Origin of the sequence: Rathayibacter sp. AY1B4 (genome assembly GCF_002932815.1) — a bacterium.
Lineage (GTDB): Bacteria > Actinomycetota > Actinomycetes > Actinomycetales > Microbacteriaceae > Rathayibacter.
This window is the reverse complement of record NZ_PSWN01000003.1, coordinates 22,024-38,119: the sequence shown is the minus strand read 5'-3', so window position 1 is coordinate 38,119 and position 16,096 is coordinate 22,024. Positions and strand designations below refer to the sequence as shown.

Below are 16,096 nucleotides of genomic sequence, written 5' to 3'. Positions count from 1 at the left end.
CGCCGCCGCGCCCGCTACGAGAGGCCCGCGGCGGAGCGCAGGTCGTCGACCCGGTCGAGGCGCTCCCAGGTGAAGTCGGGCAGCTCCCGGCCGAAGTGGCCGTAGGCCGCGGTCTGCGCGTAGATCGGGCGGAGCAGGTCGAGTGCGTGGATGATCGCGGCCGGGCGCAGGTCGAAGACCGAGCGGATCGCCTCGGTGATCGTCTCGTCGGAGACGGTGCCGGTGCCGAAGGTCTCGACGTAGAGGCCGACCGGGGCCGCCTTGCCGATGGCGTAGGCGACCTGCACCTCCAGCCGCGAGGCGAGCCCCGCGGCGACCGCGTTCTTGGCGACCCACCGCATGGCGTAGGCGGCCGAGCGGTCGACCTTCGACGGGTCCTTGCCCGAGAACGCGCCGCCGCCGTGGCGGGACGCTCCGCCGTAGGTGTCGACGATGATCTTGCGGCCGGTGAGCCCGGCGTCGCCCTGAGGGCCGCCGATCTCGAAGCGGCCCGTCGGGTTGATCAGCAGGCGCACGGCGGAGGAGTCGAGGTCGACCGTCTCGAGGACGGGGCGGATGACGTGCGCCGCGATGTCCGCGTGGATCGTCTCGGTGCTGACGTGCTCGGCGTGCTGGGTGGACAGGACGACGGTGTCGATGGTGGACGGCGTCGTGCCGTCGTAGCCGATGGTGACCTGGGTCTTGCCGTCGGGTCGGAGGTAGTCGAGCTCGCCCGACTTGCGGACGGCGGCCAGGCGCTCGGCGAGGCGGTGCGAGAGCCAGCTCGGCAGCGGCATGTACTCGGGGGTCTCGTCGGTCGCGAAGCCGAACATCAGGCCCTGGTCGCCCGCGCCCTGGCGGTCGAAGGCGTCCTCGCCCGCCTCGGAGGAGCGGACCTCGAGCGCCGTGTCGACGCCGGCCGCGATCTCGGGCGACTGCTGGCCGATCGAGACCGAGACGCCGCAGGAGCGGCCGTCGAAGCCCTTCTCCGAGGAGTCGTAGCCGATCTCGACGATCGTGTCGCGCACGATCTTGGGGATCTCGACGTAGCCGCTCGTGGAGACCTCGCCCGCGACGTGCACGAGCCCCGTCGTGACCAGCGTCTCGACGGCGACCCGGCTGTGCGGGTCCTCGCGGAGCAGGGCGTCGAGGATGCGGTCCGAGATCTGGTCGCAGATCTTGTCCGGGTGGCCCTCGGTGACGGACTCGGAGGTGAACAGGCGGAGGGGACCGGAGGTCATGCTTCTCTTCTCGTCCCGGCTCGTGCGGACCGGGGTCGTTCGTACCGGGAGTGGCCTGGCGAGCGCGATGCCGGGCGGCAGGCGATCGGCGCCTGGGCGGGCGGACCGGCGAGGCTAGCGCACGACCGCGTCGAGGACGCGATCGGCCACCTCCGCCTTGCTGCCCGAGGCCTCGCCAACTATATCGCCGGCCCGATCGAGCACCACGACGGCGTTGCTGTCGCTCTGGAAACCCTCGGCCCAGCCCACCCTGTTGAGGACGAGCAGGTCGCAGCCCTTGCGGGCGATCTTGGCGCGGCCGAGGGCGAGCATCGCGTCCCGGTCCGGCTCGGTCTCCGCGGCGAAGCCGACGACGATCTGCCCCTCCCGCCGGGAGGCGGAGATCTCGGCGAGGACGTCCGGGTTCTTGACGAGCTCGAGGACGAGACGGTCGCCCTGCTGCTCCTTCTTGATCTTCGCGTCGGCGACCGCGGCGGGCCGGTAGTCGGCGACGGCCGCGGCCATGATCACGACGTCCGCGCCGGGGGCCGCGGCGAGGGCGGCCTCGCGCAGCTCGAGCGCGGTGCCCACCGGGAGGACCGTGACGCCCTCCGGCGCCGGCACGTCGAGGTTCGCGGCGAGGAGGGTGACCTCCGCGCCCCGGGCCGCAGCGGCCAGCGCGAGCGCGACGCCCTGCCTGCCGCTGGAGCGGTTGCCGACGAAGCGCACCGGGTCGAGGGGCTCGCGGGTGCCGCCGGCGGTCACGAGGACGCGCACGCCCGCGAGGTCGCGGCGGGCGGAGGCGGAGCGGGCGTGGACGGCGAGGGCCTCCGCCACGATCGTCTCGGGCTCCTCCATGCGGCCGGGGCCCGAGTCGGCGCCGGTGAGGCGGCCGACCGCGGGGCCGACGACGTGCACGCCGCGGGAGCGGAGCACCGCCGTGTTCGCGACGGTGGCGGCGTTCGCCCACATCTCGGTGTGCATCGCGGGGGCGACCACGAGCGGGGCGGTGCTCGCGAGCACCGTGTTGCCGAGCAGGTCGTCGGCGAGGCCGGCGGCGAGCTTGGCGAGCGTGTGCGCCGTCGCGGGCGCGATCACGATGAGGTCGGCGGCCTGGCCGATGGCCACGTGCCGGACCTCGGCGACGCCCTCGTAGAGCTCGGTGTGCACCGGGTTCCGCGAGATGGCCTCGAGGGTGGGCTTGCCGACGAAGCGCAGCGCGGCCTCGGTCGCGACGACGTGCACGTCGTGCTCCGCGAGGACCAGCGCGCGGACGACTCCGACGGCCTTGTACGCGGCGATGCCGCCGGTGATGCCGACGACGACGTTGAGCCGTCGGCCGGCCTCGAGAGAGGAGCCCACCCGGAGGGGACTACTCGGCGAGGGGCTTGGCGACGAGCTTGTCCTCGTTGATCTCGTGCAGTGCGACCGAGAGGGGCTTGTCGTCGATGGTGGAGTCGACCAGCGGGCCGACGTTGTCGAACAGGCTGCCCTCGTGGAGGTCGGCGTAGTAGTCGTTGATCTGGCGGGCGCGCTTGGAGGCGAAGATCACCAGCGCGTACTTGGAGTCGACCTTCGAGAGGAGCTCGTCGATGGGCGGGTCGATGATGCCGAGGTTGTTGGCCATGGGTGTCTCCTTGCAGGCGCATCAGCGCCGATCTGCGGCTCCGGAGCAACACGGCGTGCGGGCTCCGAGGGGCGTGTGCCCTGTGGGACCCGGGGCGTCGGCCCGGAGGTGGTCGGTGGCCCGGTGTCAGCGGCCCGGGTCAGCGGGCGCGCCGTCGGCACGAGGCGACATCAATTCTACGACCTCGCGGGCCGCTTCGGGCACGGTGCTGTTGACGACGGCGAAATCGAACTCGTCCTGCGCGGCCAGCTCCACCTTCGCGGTGGCCAGACGGCGCTCCTGCTCCTCCGCGCTCTCGGTGCCGCGGCCGACCAGGCGGCGGACCAGCTCGTCCCAGCTCGGCGGCAGGAGGAAGACCAGCCGCGCGTCCGGCATCCGCTCGCGAACCTGGCGGGCACCCTGGATGTCGATCTCGAGCATCACCTGCCGGCCCTGCTCCAGCGCGGCGTCGATGGGGCCGCGGGGCGTGCCGTAGCGGTGAGCGTTGTGGACGACGGCGTACTCGAGGAACTCCCCCGCCGCGACCATCCGGTCGAACTCGGCGTCGTCGACGAAGTAGTAGCTGACGCCGTCCACCTCGCCCGGACGCGGGGCCCGGGTGGTGGCCGAGACCGAGAGCAGCACGTCCGGGTAGTTCTCGCGGATGTAGGTCGACACGGTGCCCTTGCCGACCGCGGTCGGACCGGCGAGGACGAGCAGGCGGTTGCGGCCGGGGCGGCGCTGCCGCGACTCCCGCTCCTCCAGGAACGACGACAGGCCCTCGACCTGGCGCCGGCCGAGCCCGCCGAGGCGCTTCGACTCGGCGATCCGCAGCTGGTCCATCACCCGGGGCGTCTTCACCACGCCGAGTGCGGGCACGGCGCGGAGCAGCTCGCTGACGCGCATCCGCCCCTCGACTCCGAGCGGCTCGGCCTGGGCCGCCGCGAGCACGGCGGTCGCGGGGCGGCGTCCGGCGGCGACGGCCTTCTTGACGGCGGCGCGGGCACGGCGCGCCGCGATCGCGGCCTCGGAGGCGGCGCGCCGGTCGACCTCGGGCGGCGAGGGACGGCGCACGGCCTCCGGGCGCGAGGAGGCGCCGGGATCGGGGCTGACGGTTTCAGCGGACAAGGGTCTCCTGGATGTCGGTCGCGCGGCGGGTGATCTCGGCCGCGATCCCCGAGGGGCCGGCGCCGAGCACGCTCCGCGACTCGCTGACGATGGTGGCGGCGCTCAGCGCGCCGAACAGCCGCTGCGCGTCCGCGACGGCCGCGCCCTGGTGGCCGAAGCCGGGCGCGAGCACCGGGAGTGCGGGGAGCAGAGGTTCGTCGATGCCGATGCCGAAGTCGCCCAGGGCGACCGTGGCGCCGAGCACCACGCCGATCGAGCCGATCGACGCGCGAGCGTGAGCGTCGTTCCAGGATGCCACGTCCGCCACGACCGCGCGTGCCACGGTGGATCCCGCCCGGCCGCCGTCCTGCACGAGGGCGCGCTGCACGGGGCGGGCCTCGGGGTTGGAGGTGGCTGCGAGGACGAACACGCCCTTGCCCGCCTCCTCCGCGAGGGTCAGCATCCCCTCGAGGGAGCCCAGCCCCTGGTAGGCCGCGGCGGTCATGGCGTCCGCCTCGAGCGGCGAGCCCGGCCGGAGCCACGCCTCGGCGTAGGCGGTGACGCTCGTGCCGATGTCGCCGCGCTTGACGTCGGCGATCACCAGCAGTCCGGCCTCGCGCGCGTCGGCGAGCACGCGCTCGAGCGCGGCGTAGCCCGCCGAGCCGTGCCGCTCGAAGAACGCGATCTGCGGCTTCACCACGCCCGCACGGCCGGCCGCCGCCTCGACGACCGTGCGTCCGAAGCTCTCGAGCCCGGCCGCGTCGTCGGCGAGGCCCCACGCGTCGAGCAGGTACGCGTGCGGGTCGATCCCCACGCAGAGCCGGCCGTGCGCGGCGAACGCCGCCTCGAGGCGCGAGCCGAAGGAGGCGGTGCCCGCCGCGCCGCCGCTCACGCGGTGCGCTCCGCGCGGCGCAGGGCGTAGTCCTGCAGGCTCGTCACCTCGAAGGGCTCGTTCGCCGCGTCGAGCGAGGCGACCGCGGCCGCGAGCTGGGCGATCGTGGTGAACAGCGGCTTGTCCGCGGCGACCGCGGCGGCGCGGATCTCGTAGCCGTCGGCGCGGGTCGCTCCTCCGCTGGGCGTGTTGATCACCACGTCGACCTCGTCGCGGGCGATCAGCTCGACGATGGAGGGCGCGTCGCCCTCGGCGGTCTCGCTGTACTTGCGGACCACGCGGGCCTGGATCCCGTTGCGGTTCAGCACCTCGGCCGTGCCCTCGGTCGCGAGGATGTCGAAGCCGAGCTGGCGCAGGCGCAGCGCGGGCAGGACGATCGAGCGCTTGTCGCGGTCGGCGACCGAGATGAAGACGGTCCCGCTCGCCGGCATGCCGCCGTACGCGGCGTCCTGGCTCTTCGCGAAGGCGCGCGGGAAGTCGCGGTCGATCCCCATGACCTCGCCGGTGGAGCGCATCTCGGGCCCGAGCAGCGAGTCGACGATCTGGCCCTCCTTGGTGCGGAAGCGCTTGAACGGCAGGACCGCCTCCTTCACCGCGATGGGAGAGTCCATCGGGACGTCGGAGCCGTCGCGCTCGGGCAGCAGGCCCTCGGCCTTCAGCGCGGCGATGGTCTCGCCCACCATCAGGCGCGACGCGGCCTTCGCGAGCGGGATGCCCAGCGCCTTCGACACGAACGGCACGGTGCGCGAGGCCCGGGGGTTCGCCTCGAGCACGTAGAGCACGCCCTGGCCGATCGCGAACTGGACGTTCAGCAGTCCCCGGACGCCGACGCCCTGCGCGATCGCGAGGGTCGCCTCCCGCACCTGGTCGATCTGCCGGCGGCCGAGCGTCACCGGCGGGAGCGTGCACGCCGAGTCGCCGGAGTGGATGCCGGCCTCCTCGATGTGCTCCATCACGCCGCCGATGTAGAGCTGCTCGCCGTCGAAGAGCGCGTCGACGTCGATCTCGATCGCGTCGTCGAGGAAGCGGTCCACCAGCAGCGGGTGCGCCTCGTCGATGATCCCCTCGCCGGCCATCCGCTCGAAGTAGTCCTCGAGCTGGGGCGTGCCGTAGACGATCTCCATGCCGCGCCCGCCGAGGACGAAGGACGGACGGACGAGGACCGGGTAGCCGATCTCCACCGCGACCTCGCGGGCGCCGTCGAGGTCGGTCGCGGTGCCGTTGCGCGGAGCGAGAAGCCCCGCCTCGTCGAGGATCCGCGAGAACGCGCCGCGCTCCTCCGCGAGGTCGATGTTCGCGGGGGTGGTGCCGAGGATGGGCACGCCGGCCGCCTCGAGGCCCGCGGCGAGCCCGAGCGCCGTCTGGCCGCCCAGCTGCACGACGACGCCGACGAGCTCGCCGGACTGCGACTCCGCGTGGATGACCTCGAGCACGTCCTCGAGAGTCAGCGGCTCGAAGTAGAGGCGGTCCGAGGTGTCGTAGTCGGTCGAGACCGTCTCGGGGTTGCAGTTGATCATGATCGTCTCGAAGCCCGCGTCCGAGAGCGCGAACGAGGCGTGCACGCAGGAGTAGTCGAACTCGACCCCCTGGCCGATGCGGTTGGGGCCGGAGCCCAGGATGACGACCTTGCGGCGGTCGGCGGCGACGACCTCCGTCTCCTCGTCGTACGAGGAGTAGTGGTACGGCGTGAGCGCCGGGAACTCGCCCGCGCAGGTGTCGACGGTCTTGTAGACCGGGCGCACGTCCAGCGCGTAGCGGGTGCGGCGGACCTCCGCCTCGTCGAGCCCGCGGAGCTCGGCGATCTGCGCGTCCGAGAAGCCGTGGTCCTTCGCGAGGCGGAGGAGTCCGGCGTCGAGGCCGTCGTGCTCGCGCACCAGGTCGGCGATCTCGTTGATCAGCACGATCTGGTCGAGGAACCAGGGGTCGATCTTCGTGGACTCGAACGCCTGCTCGACCGTGGCTCCCAGGCGCAGCGCCTGCTGCACGGTGACGATGCGGCCGTCGGTCGGGGTCCTCGCGATCTCGAGCAGCTCCTCGACCGAGCGCTCCTGCGCGCCCCAGTGGAACGACGAGCCGCGCTTCTCGAGCGAGCGGAGCGCCTTCTGCAGCGCCTGCGCGTAGTTGCGGCCGATCGCCATCGCCTCGCCCACCGACTTCATGGTCGTGGTCAGCGTCTTGTCGGCGGCCGGGAACTTCTCGAACGCGAACCGCGGGACCTTCACGACCACGTAGTCCAGCGTCGGCTCGAAGCTCGCCGGCGTCACCTTGGTGATGTCGTTCGGGATCTCGTCCAGGCGGTAGCCGATGGCGAGCTTCGCGGCGATCTTGGCGATCGGGAAGCCGGTCGCCTTGGAGGCGAGGGCGGAGGAGCGGGAGACGCGTGGGTTCATCTCGATGACGATGATCCGGCCGTCCGCCGGGTCGATCGCGAACTGGATGTTGCAGCCGCCGGTGTCCACGCCCACGTCCCGGATGATCCGGATGCCGATGTCGCGCAGCTTCTGGTATTCGCGGTCGGTGAGGGTCAGCGCCGGTGCGACGGTGATCGAGTCGCCCGTGTGCACGCCGACGGGGTCGACGTTCTCGATCGAGCAGACGACGACCGTGTTGTCGGCCGTGTCGCGCATCAGCTCGAGCTCGTACTCCTTCCAGCCGAGGATCGACTCCTCCAGGAGAACCTCGGTGGTGGGGCTCTGGTGCAGGCCGTCGCCGACCATCCGCACCAGCTCCTCGCGGGTGTAGGCGAAGCCGGAGCCCAGGCCGCCCATGGTGAACGACGGGCGGATGACGAGGGGGTAGCCCAGGTCCTCGGCGTACTCGATCGCCTCGTCGACGGTGTGCGCGATGTAGGACTTCGCGACGTCGGCGCCCGCGTCCAGCACCAGCTGCTTGAAGATCTGGCGGTCCTCACCGCGGTTGATCGCCTCGAAGCTCGCGCCGATGAGCTCGACGCCGTACTTCTCGAGGATCCCGAGGTCGTGCAGCTGGATGGCCGCGTTCAGGGCCGTCTGCCCGCCGAGGGTCGGCAGGATCGCGTCCGGCTTCTCCTTGGCGATGATCGCCTCGATCGCCTTGGGCGTGATCGGCTCCACGTAGGTGGCGTCGGCGAAGTCGGGGTCGGTCATGATCGTCGCCGGGTTGGAGTTGACGAGGATCACGCGCACCCCCTCGGCGCGCAGCACGCGGCAGGCCTGGGTGCCGGAGTAGTCGAACTCGACGGCCTGTCCGATGACGATCGGGCCGGAGCCGATGACCAGGACGCTCTGGATGTCTTCCCTGCGCGGCATTACTTCTGCTCTCCGATGCTGCTGGTCGTGGGGATGTCGGTGGGCTCCGAGGCCCCGCGCCCGGCCGTGCGCTGCACGACCATCTCGCGGAAGCGGTCGAAGAGGTGGTTGGAGTCGTGCGGGCCGGCCGCCGCCTCCGGGTGGTACTGCACCGAGAAGGCGGGGATGTCGAGGCAGCGCAGGCCCTCCACGACCGAGTCGTTGAGGGAGTAGTGGCTGACCTCGACGCGGCCGAAGCCCTCGGGCGAGTCCAGCTCGCCCTCGATCGGCGCGTCCACGGCGAACCCGTGGTTCTGCGAGGTGATCTCCACGCGGCCGGTGAGCTTGTCGAGCACGGGCTGGTTGATCCCGCGGTGGCCGAACGGGAGCTTGTAGGTGCCGAAGCCGAGAGCGCGCCCCAGCAGCTGGTTGCCGAAGCAGATGCCGAAGAACGGCAGGTCGGCGCGCAGGGTGGTGCGCAGCAGCTCGACGTGGCGGTCCGAGGCCTCGGGGTCGCCGGGGCCGTTGGAGAAGAAGAGCGCGGACGGGTCGAGCGCGAGCACCTGCTCGGCGGTCACCGACTCGGGCAGCACGTGGACGTCGAAGCCGCGCTCCGCGAGGTAGTCGACCGTCGAGGTCTTCACCCCCAGGTCGATGACCGCGACCGAGCCGACGCGCTCGCCGCGGGCGGGCACCGTGTACTGCTCGTCGGTCGAGACCGAGGAGGAGAGGTTGAGCCCCTGCATCTGCCGGCCGCCGAGGACCAGCGCGAGCTGCTCCTCCTCGGGGAGGGCGAGGTCCTCGCCGGAGAACACGCCGGCGCGCATCGAGCCGGCCGAGCGGATGTGGCGGGTGATCGCCCGGGTGTCGACGCCGGAGATCCCGACGATGCCGTCGGACTCCAGGTCGTCGCCGAGGGAGCGCTGCGCGCGGAAGTTGGAGACGACGCGGGAGGGGTCGCGGACGACGTAGCCGGCGACCCAGATGCGGCGGGACTCCATGTCCTCGTCGTTGGTCCCGGTATTGCCGATGTGGGGCGCGGTCTGCACGACGATCTGGCCGGCGTAGCTCGGGTCGGTCAGCGTCTCCTGGTACCCGGTCATGCCGGTGGCGAAGACGATCTCGCCCAGGGTGCGGCCTCGGGCGCCGTAGGCCTGTCCCCGGAATCGTCGTCCGTCCTCGAGGACGAGGACGGCGGTGGGTTCGGTGCTGAGGCGTGTCGTTGGCACGGACTAGGAGCCCTTCTGGGTCGTGTCGGGGCCGCCGTCGGCGGCTCCGGGGTGGGAGGGGGAGGAACGGGGGCCGGCGAGGCGCTGCAGCTCGGCGACCAGGTGCGCCCGGAGGGCGGGCTCGGCCACGCGGAGGTAGCTGTCGACGGTCTCGTCGCCGCGGGGCGACCAGGAGATCACGAGCAGGCCGCCCTCCTCGACGACGCGGTCGATCACGTAGCTGCCCTGGCCCGCTCCGCGCAGGAGGGAGGCCGGGATCACCGTCTCGCGCTCGCCGACGGGGGCGATCACGACGCCGCGCTCGTGGAGGCGCAGCACCGCGTTGCCGCGGAAGCCGAGCCCCGGCAGCACGACGCGCTCGAGCGGCTGCTCGAAGCGGGTCGTGGCCACGTACGGGAGGTCGACGCGCTCGACCTCGGCGCCCAGCGAGGACGCGGGCACGGGCTCCGGCGCGAGGGCGGCCGAGCGGCGGCGCCGCGCGCGCCAGGAGAGCAGCATGCCGACGAAGACGAGGACGACGACCGCGGCGATGACGATCGTGATCGCGGCCCTATCCACGGGAGGCCTTCGCGGAGGCGGCGACGACCGCCGCGTCGACGAGCTCGCCGTCCAGCACGGTCGGGAAGCCCCGGTGGAGGGTGGCGACGACGCGGCCCGGCAGCTCGCGACCGAGGTACGGGGAGTTGTCGCTGCGGCCGCGCAGGTCCTCGACGGAGAAGCGGCGTCGCGCCTCCGGGTCGTAGAGCACGACGTTCGCGGCGGCCCCGACGGCGAGGCCGCGGTCGTAGCCGTCGAGCCGGCCGATGCGGGCGGGGGCGGAGGAGAGCACGCGCGCGACGTCGGACCAGCTCATCCGCCCGTCCTCGACGACGGCGGCGTGCACCACGCTCAGCGCGCTCTCGAGGCCGACCATGCCGAACGCCGCGGCGTCCCACTCGCAGTCCTTCGCCTCGACCGGGTGCGGCGCGTGGTCGGTGGCGACGATGTCGATGGTGCCGTCGGCGAGGGCCTCGCGGAGGGCGAGCACGTCCTCGTCGCGGCGCAGCGGCGGGTTCACCTTGAAGCGGGCGTCGTAGCTCGGCCCGTCCTGGCCGGCGACGGCCTGCTCGGTGAGGAGCAGGTGGTGGGGGGTGACCTCGGCGGTCACGTCGATCCCCCGGGCCTTCGCCCAGCGGATGACGTCGACCGAGCCCGCGGTCGAGACGTGGCAGACGTGCAGGCGGGAGCCCACGTGCTCGGCGAGGAGCACGTCGCGGGCGATGATCGCCTCCTCGGCCACGGCGGGCCAGCCCTGCAGGCCGAGGGCGCTGGAGACGGCGCCCTCGTTCATCTGGGCGCCGACGGTGAGCCGCGGCTCCTGCGCGTGCTGGGCGACGACTCCGTCGAACGCCTTGACGTACTCGAGAGCGCGGCGCATCAGCAGCGCGTCCGAGACGCACTTCCCGTCGTCCGAGAAGACCCGCACGGCCGCGCGGCTGCGGGCCATCGCGCCGAGCTCGGCGAGCGACTCCCCCGCCAGACCCACGGTCACCGCGCCGATCGGGCGGACCGTCGCGTAGCCGGCGTCCTCGCCCAGGCTCTGCACCTGCTCGACAACGCCCGCGGTGTCCTGCACCGGCGAGGTGTTCGCCATCGCGAAGACGGCGGTGAAGCCTCCGGCGGCCGCAGCTCGCGTGCCGGTGAGGATCGTCTCGCTCTGCTCGAACCCCGGCTCGCGCAGGTGCGTGTGCAGGTCGACCAGGCCGGGCAGCGCCAGCAGGCCGTCGGCGTCGATCACGCGGGCCCCGCGCGAGTCGAGGTCGGCGCCGATCTCGACGATCACGCCCCCGTCGATCAGCAGGTCGGCGGTCGACTCGTCGGCGAGCGTCGCCCCCGAGATCAGGATCCGCTCCGGCGCCGTGCTCTGAAGCGGCTGGGCAGTGCTCATCAGTGGACCTCCCGTTCGCCGGACAGCAGCAGGTAGAGCGCGGCCATCCGGACGGACACTCCGTTCGTGACCTGTTCGAGCACCGTGGAGCGGCTCGAATCGGCGGCCGCCGAGGAGATCTCGACGCCCCTGTTCATGGGTCCGGGGTGCATGACGATGGTATCGGGACCCAGCCGGGCGAGCCGCTCGTCGTCGAGGCCCCAGATCCGCGCGTACTCCCGGCCGTTGGGGAAGAACCCGCTCGACATCCGCTCGAGCTGGATGCGCAGGAGCATCACGACGTCGGGGAGCCCGGTGTCGATCGCCTCGTCCAGATCGAAGCGGATGGTCGCGGGCCAGTCGCGCGTGTCGACCGGCACGAGGGTCGGCGGTGCGACCAGGGTCACCTCGGCGCCCAGCGCCGTCAGCAGCCAGACGTTCGAGCGCGCCACCCGCGAGTGCAGGACGTCGCCCACGATCGTGACCGCGACACCGTCGAGGCTCTTGCCGCGGGACGCGGAGGCGCCGTGCAGGCGCCGGCGGATGGTGAACGCGTCCAGGAGCGCCTGGGTCGGGTGCTCGTGGGTCCCGTCGCCGGCGTTGAGGATCGACGCGTCGATCCAGCCGCTCGCCGCCAGAACCGCAGGGGCTCCGGAGGCGCTGTGGCGGATGACCACGCCGTCGGCGCCCATCGCGGCGAGCGTCTGCGCGGTGTCCTTCAGGCTCTCGCCCTTGGAGACGCTGGAGCCCTTCGCGCTGAAGTTGATGACGTCGGCCGAGAGCCGCTTCGCCGCCGCCTCGAACGAGATCCGCGTGCGGGTGGAGTCCTCGAAGAAGAGGTTGACCACGGTCTTCCCGCGCAGGGTCGGCAGCTTCTTGACCTCGCGGTTCTGCACGTCCGCCATGTCCTCGGCGATGTCGAGGAGGGCGATCGCGCTCGCGCGGTCGAGGTCGCGGGTCGAGAGCAGGTGCTTCACGGAGCCGTCTCCTCGCCGGTGGCCTGCGACTCGATCGCGACCAGGTCCTCCCCGTCCGTCTCGACGAGCCGGACGTTGATCCGCTCGCTCAGGCTGCTCGGCAGGTTCTTGCCGACGAAGTCCGCCCGGATCGGGAGCTCGCGGTGTCCGCGGTCGACCAGCGCGGCCAGCCGCACGGCTCGCGGACGGCCGATGTCGCTGAGGGCGTCCAGGGCGGCGCGGATGGTGCGGCCCGAGAAGAGGACGTCGTCGACGAGGACCACGGTCCGGCCGTCGATGCTCGCGGGGACGGCGGTGCGCGCGGGGGTGCGGACCGGGTGCCGGGAGAGGTCGTCGCGGTACATGGTCACGTCGAGGGAGCCGGCGAAGACGGGGGGACCGTCCGGCTCGATCCGCGCGATCGTCTCGGCGATCCGCCTCGCGAGGGCGACGCCGCGCGTCGGGATGCCGAGGACGACCAGCGACTCGGGGCCGCGGTTCGACTCGAGGATCTCGTGGGCGATGCGCGTGAGCGCTCGCGTGATGTCAGCGCCGTTGAGCACGATTCGTGCCGTCACACCGACCTCCTTCCCCGCCTCACAGGACGGCTGTTAAAGGAAAAGCCGTGTCGAGTATAGGGGCCGTCGCGCGGGCCGCCGGACGGGCAGCCCGGGAACGACTTCGGCCCGCCCGATCACGGGGATCCGGCGGGCCGAGCAGGTCTCCGGGGCGGGTCAGGCCGTCGTGCGGGACTCCGCGACGGAGGCGAGGAGCCCGTTGATGAAGCCCGCCGAGTCGTCGGTCGACAGCGACGTGGCGGCCTCGACGGCCTCCGAGATGGCGACGCCGTCGGGCACCGCGTCGTTGTGCAGGATCTCCCACACCCCGATCCGGAGGATCGCGCGGTCGACCAGCGGCATGCGCGAGAGTGTCCAGCCCTGGGCGAGCCGGGCGATCAGCTCGTCGATCTCGTCGGCGTGGTCGATGACCCCGTCGACGATCTCGCGGGCGTAGAGCCACGAGGCCTCACGGGCCGGCTCGTTCGCCGCTCGCTCGGCCTCGGCGCGCAGCGACTGGGCGAAGCTGATCTGCCGGACGTCGGCGTTGTAGAGGATGTCGAGGGCGCGCTTGCGCGCCTTCGTGCGAGCACTCACGGGAGGCCCGGCTCAGCTGACGCGGCCGAGGTAGTCGCCCGTGCGGGTGTCGACCTTGACCTTCGTGCCCTGCTCGAGGAAGAGCGGGACCTGGATCTGGTAGCCGGTCTCGACCGTCGCGGGCTTGGTGCCGCCGGTCGAGCGGTCGCCCTGGAGGCCCGGCTCCGTGTAGGTGATCTCGAGGACGACCGAGGCGGGGAGGTCGATGTAGAGCGGGTCGCCGTCGTGCAGGGCGAGGGTCACGTTCTGGTTCTCGAGCATGAAGTTCGCCGCGTCGCCGACGACCGCCTCGGGGACGGTGATCTGGTCGTAGTCGCTGGTGTCCATGAACACGAAGTCCGCGCCGTCGCGGTAGAGGTACTGGAAGTCGCGGCGGTCGACGTTGGCCGTGTCGATCTTGGCTCCCGCGTTGAAGGTCTTGTCGACGACCTTGCCCGTGAGGACGTTCTTCATCTTGGTGCGGACGAAGGCGCCGCCCTTGCCCGGCTTGACGTGCTGGAAGTCGATGACGTTCCAGAGCTGGCCGTCGATGCTGAGGACGGTGCCGTTCTTGATGTCGGTGGTAGAGGCCATGCGAAGGGGGATCCGTTTCGGTGGAAGTCTGCGCCGGCGAGCCCGGTACGCGGGCGCGGCGATATCGGCCGGTCCGGCTGACCCGTCGAGTGTAGTCGACGCGGCCCCGTCGGCAGAGGAGTCTGGACGCCGCGTGCGAATCGCCCCACCGGTCCGCGGGAGCGCGAGACGGTGGAGGACCGACCCCGAGGAGGAGCACAGGGACGCCGTTCCCGCCGACACCGTCGTGCCGCCCTGGTACTCGATCGCATTCCTCGCCGTGCCGATCGTCATCACCGTCGTGATCGTGCTCGTCGTGGTGCTGATCGTCGTGAACCCGCGCCGGGCGCGCTCGCTCGGAGTGGATCCGCTGACCCTGCGGACCGAGGTCGCGGCCCGCTTCGCGCGCGAGGGTCCCGGCTCCGCCCGCCCGCTGGCGGACCGGCTCGCCGAGCTGGAGGCGCTGCGAGCGGCGGGCACGATCACCGAGGCCGAGTACGCCCAGGCGCGGAGGGCCGCCCTGGGCGGAGGCTGACGGCGCCGCCCGGGCTCAGCCGAGTCGGAACTACGAGCCGATCTCCTGGTACGCCGCGAACAGCAGCGACGTCTCCGGCCCCTGCAGGATGCTCGGGCGGGCGATGTCGTCGAGGACCACGAAGCGGAGCATCCCCGCGCGGGTCTTCTTGTCGCGCTGCATCGCGGCGAGGAGCGTCTCCCATCGTCCGAGCGGGTAGCTCGTCGGCAGGGTCAGCGATTCGAGGACCCGGCGCTGGCGGTCCACCACCGCGTCGCTGAGCGAGCCGGTCAGGCGCGAGAGCTCGGCCGCGAACATCATCCCGACCGAGACGGCCGCGCCGTGGCGCCACTGGTAGCGCTCGGCGTGCTCGACCGCGTGCCCGAGGGTGTGCCCGTAGTTCAGGATCTCGCGCAGGCCCTTCTCGGTGAAGTCCTCGCCGACGACCCGCGCCTTGATCCCGATCGACAGCTCGACCAGGCTGCGGAACTCCTCCGACGTCGGGTCGGTGGCCAGGTCGATGTCGGACTCGATGATGTCGAGGATGCGCGGCTCGGCGATCATCCCGTACTTCACGATCTCGCCGAATCCGGCGAGGATCTCGTTGCGCGGGAGGCTGGTCAGCACGTCGAGGTCGGCGACGACCGCCCGTGGCGCGTGGAAGGCGCCGACGAGGTTCTTGCCCTCGGCCGTGTTGATGCCGGTCTTCCCGCCGACGGCCGCGTCGACCATCCCGAGCACGGTGGTCGGCACCTGCACCAGGTCGACCCCGCGGAGCCAGGTGGCGGCGACGAAGCCGGCCAGGTCGGTGATCGCGCCGCCGCCGAAGCCGACGACCACGTCCGTGCGGGTGAAGTCCGACTGCCCCATCACCTGCCAGCAGAAGGCCGCCACCTCCACGCGCTTCGCGGCCTCGGCGTCCGGGACCTCGGCGAGCAGCACCTCGTAGCGCTCGAGCAGGCTCTCGCGGATCTCGGCGGCGAGGACCGCGAGGGTCGGCGGGTGCACGATGAGCACCTTCGCGGCCCGGGGGCCGATCGCGTCGGCGAGGCCGTCGAGGAGTCCGCGCCCGACGTGGATGTCGTAGCCGTTCTCTCCGGCGACGGGGATGGCGGTGGTGCCGTCGTTCATGACTGTCTTCCGCTCGGGCGGCTCGTGGCCGCCGGGTCCGATGGTGCAGGGGTGGCGGAGGGGCGCTGCGCGCGCACCCACTCCGCGATCTCGGCGGCGATCAGGGTGATCGGCCGCCGGGAGGTGTCGACCACGGTGTCCGCGAGGGACTCGTAGACCGGGCGCCGCTCGTCGAAGATGCGGACCCAGTCGCCGACCCCGCCGCGCACCAGCGGGCGGGAGCCGGAGCCGAGCCGGTCGCGGACGGCCTCGGCCGTGGTGGTGAGGAGCACGACGGGCACGTCCGCGAGGTCGGCGCGCGTCGCGGGATCGAGCACCGCTCCCCCGCCGAGGCTCAGCACCACGTCGCGACGGACGGCGCGCTCGACGACACGGCGCTCCTCCCGGCGGAAGGCCGGCTCGCCGTGGGCGTCGAAGTAGGGGGCGATCGGGCCGTGGGTGCGCACGAACTCCGCGTCGGAGTCGACGAACCCGGCGCTCAGCGCCTTCGCGACCCGCTTGCCGATCGTCGTCTTGCCGGCGCCCATCGGGCCGATCAGGACGAGGCGGGCGCGGGCCGCGCCGGTATCGTGACCCGCCATCAG

The 16,096-nt window shown here is 72.4% G+C and carries 16 protein-coding genes; 1 reads left to right on the top strand and 15 read right to left on the bottom strand.

Annotated features, from left to right (window positions below; translation table 11 throughout):
- Nucleotides 1-14 precede the first annotated feature (14 nt).
- The 13 genes from metK to efp form a co-directional block, all read right to left on the bottom strand.
- The gene (metK, locus tag C5D66_RS02480; protein WP_104221839.1) at nt 15-1,220 is read right to left on the bottom strand and encodes a methionine adenosyltransferase; all 1,206 of its coding nucleotides are present in this window, start codon (nt 1,218-1,220) and stop codon (nt 15-17) included.
- A gap of 114 nt (nt 1,221-1,334) precedes the next feature.
- Nucleotides 1,335-2,561, bottom strand: coding sequence for a bifunctional phosphopantothenoylcysteine decarboxylase/phosphopantothenate--cysteine ligase CoaBC (gene coaBC / locus C5D66_RS02475; protein ID WP_104237507.1), 1,227 nt, complete (start codon nt 2,559-2,561; stop codon nt 1,335-1,337).
- A gap of 10 nt (nt 2,562-2,571) precedes the next feature.
- The gene (gene rpoZ, locus C5D66_RS02470) at nt 2,572-2,826 is read right to left on the bottom strand and encodes a DNA-directed RNA polymerase subunit omega (protein WP_104221835.1); all 255 of its coding nucleotides are present in this window, start codon (nt 2,824-2,826) and stop codon (nt 2,572-2,574) included.
- Nucleotides 2,827-2,952: 126 nt separating this feature from the next.
- Nucleotides 2,953-3,879: a guanylate kinase gene (gene gmk, locus C5D66_RS02465; protein WP_181028723.1), complete on the bottom strand. Its 927-nt coding sequence runs from the start codon at nt 3,877-3,879 to the stop codon at nt 2,953-2,955.
- Between the two features lie 43 nt (nt 3,880-3,922).
- Nucleotides 3,923-4,804 carry an orotidine-5'-phosphate decarboxylase gene (gene pyrF / locus C5D66_RS02460; RefSeq protein ID WP_104255381.1) on the bottom strand — a complete coding sequence of 294 codons (882 nt, stop codon included), beginning with the start codon at nt 4,802-4,804 and terminating at the stop codon, nt 3,923-3,925.
- Nucleotides 4,801-8,091: a carbamoyl-phosphate synthase large subunit gene (gene carB, locus C5D66_RS02455; RefSeq protein WP_104221829.1), complete on the bottom strand. Its 3,291-nt coding sequence runs from the start codon at nt 8,089-8,091 to the stop codon at nt 4,801-4,803. The genes pyrF and carB overlap by 4 nt, the downstream gene beginning before the upstream one ends.
- Nucleotides 8,091-9,299, bottom strand: a complete 1,209-nt coding sequence (carA, locus tag C5D66_RS02450) for a glutamine-hydrolyzing carbamoyl-phosphate synthase small subunit (RefSeq protein ID WP_104274198.1) — start codon at nt 9,297-9,299, stop codon at nt 8,091-8,093. Before carA ends, carB begins: the two co-directional genes overlap by 1 nt.
- Before the next feature lie 3 nt (nt 9,300-9,302).
- Nucleotides 9,303-9,857, bottom strand: a complete 555-nt coding sequence (locus C5D66_RS02445; RefSeq protein WP_104255383.1) for a hypothetical protein — start codon at nt 9,855-9,857, stop codon at nt 9,303-9,305.
- Nucleotides 9,850-11,226: a dihydroorotase gene (locus C5D66_RS02440; RefSeq protein ID WP_104274336.1), complete on the bottom strand. Its 1,377-nt coding sequence runs from the start codon at nt 11,224-11,226 to the stop codon at nt 9,850-9,852. The genes C5D66_RS02445 and C5D66_RS02440 overlap by 8 nt, the downstream gene beginning before the upstream one ends.
- A complete protein-coding gene (locus tag C5D66_RS02435; RefSeq protein ID WP_104224749.1) occupies nt 11,226-12,182 on the bottom strand; it encodes an aspartate carbamoyltransferase catalytic subunit in 957 nt (318 codons plus the stop codon). Before C5D66_RS02435 ends, C5D66_RS02440 begins: the two co-directional genes overlap by 1 nt.
- Complete coding sequence (pyrR, locus tag C5D66_RS02430) at nt 12,179-12,739, bottom strand: bifunctional pyr operon transcriptional regulator/uracil phosphoribosyltransferase PyrR (protein WP_104224750.1); 561 nt, start codon at nt 12,737-12,739, stop codon at nt 12,179-12,181. Before pyrR ends, C5D66_RS02435 begins: the two co-directional genes overlap by 4 nt.
- 156 nt (nt 12,740-12,895) lie before the next feature.
- Nucleotides 12,896-13,315, bottom strand: a complete 420-nt coding sequence (nusB, locus tag C5D66_RS02425; protein WP_104224751.1) for a transcription antitermination factor NusB — start codon at nt 13,313-13,315, stop codon at nt 12,896-12,898.
- A gap of 12 nt (nt 13,316-13,327) precedes the next feature.
- Nucleotides 13,328-13,888 carry an elongation factor P gene (gene efp, locus C5D66_RS02420; protein WP_068210208.1) on the bottom strand — a complete coding sequence of 187 codons (561 nt, stop codon included), beginning with the start codon at nt 13,886-13,888 and terminating at the stop codon, nt 13,328-13,330.
- A 133-nt stretch (nt 13,889-14,021) separates the two neighbouring features.
- On the opposite strand from efp, the gene C5D66_RS02415 reads away from it, so the two are divergent.
- Entirely contained in the window at nt 14,022-14,402 is a 381-nt protein-coding gene (locus tag C5D66_RS02415; protein ID WP_146083153.1) for an SHOCT domain-containing protein, read from the top strand.
- A 30-nt stretch (nt 14,403-14,432) separates the two neighbouring features.
- Here C5D66_RS02415 and aroB read toward each other — a convergent pair whose 3' ends face one another.
- Together aroB and C5D66_RS02405 are read right to left on the bottom strand one after the other, a co-directional pair.
- Nucleotides 14,433-15,512, bottom strand: coding sequence for a 3-dehydroquinate synthase (gene aroB, locus C5D66_RS02410; protein WP_104224752.1), 1,080 nt, complete (start codon nt 15,510-15,512; stop codon nt 14,433-14,435).
- A complete protein-coding gene (locus C5D66_RS02405) occupies nt 15,509-16,093 on the bottom strand; it encodes a shikimate kinase (RefSeq protein WP_104225325.1) in 585 nt (194 codons plus the stop codon). Before C5D66_RS02405 ends, aroB begins: the two co-directional genes overlap by 4 nt.
- Nucleotides 16,094-16,096 lie beyond the last annotated feature (3 nt).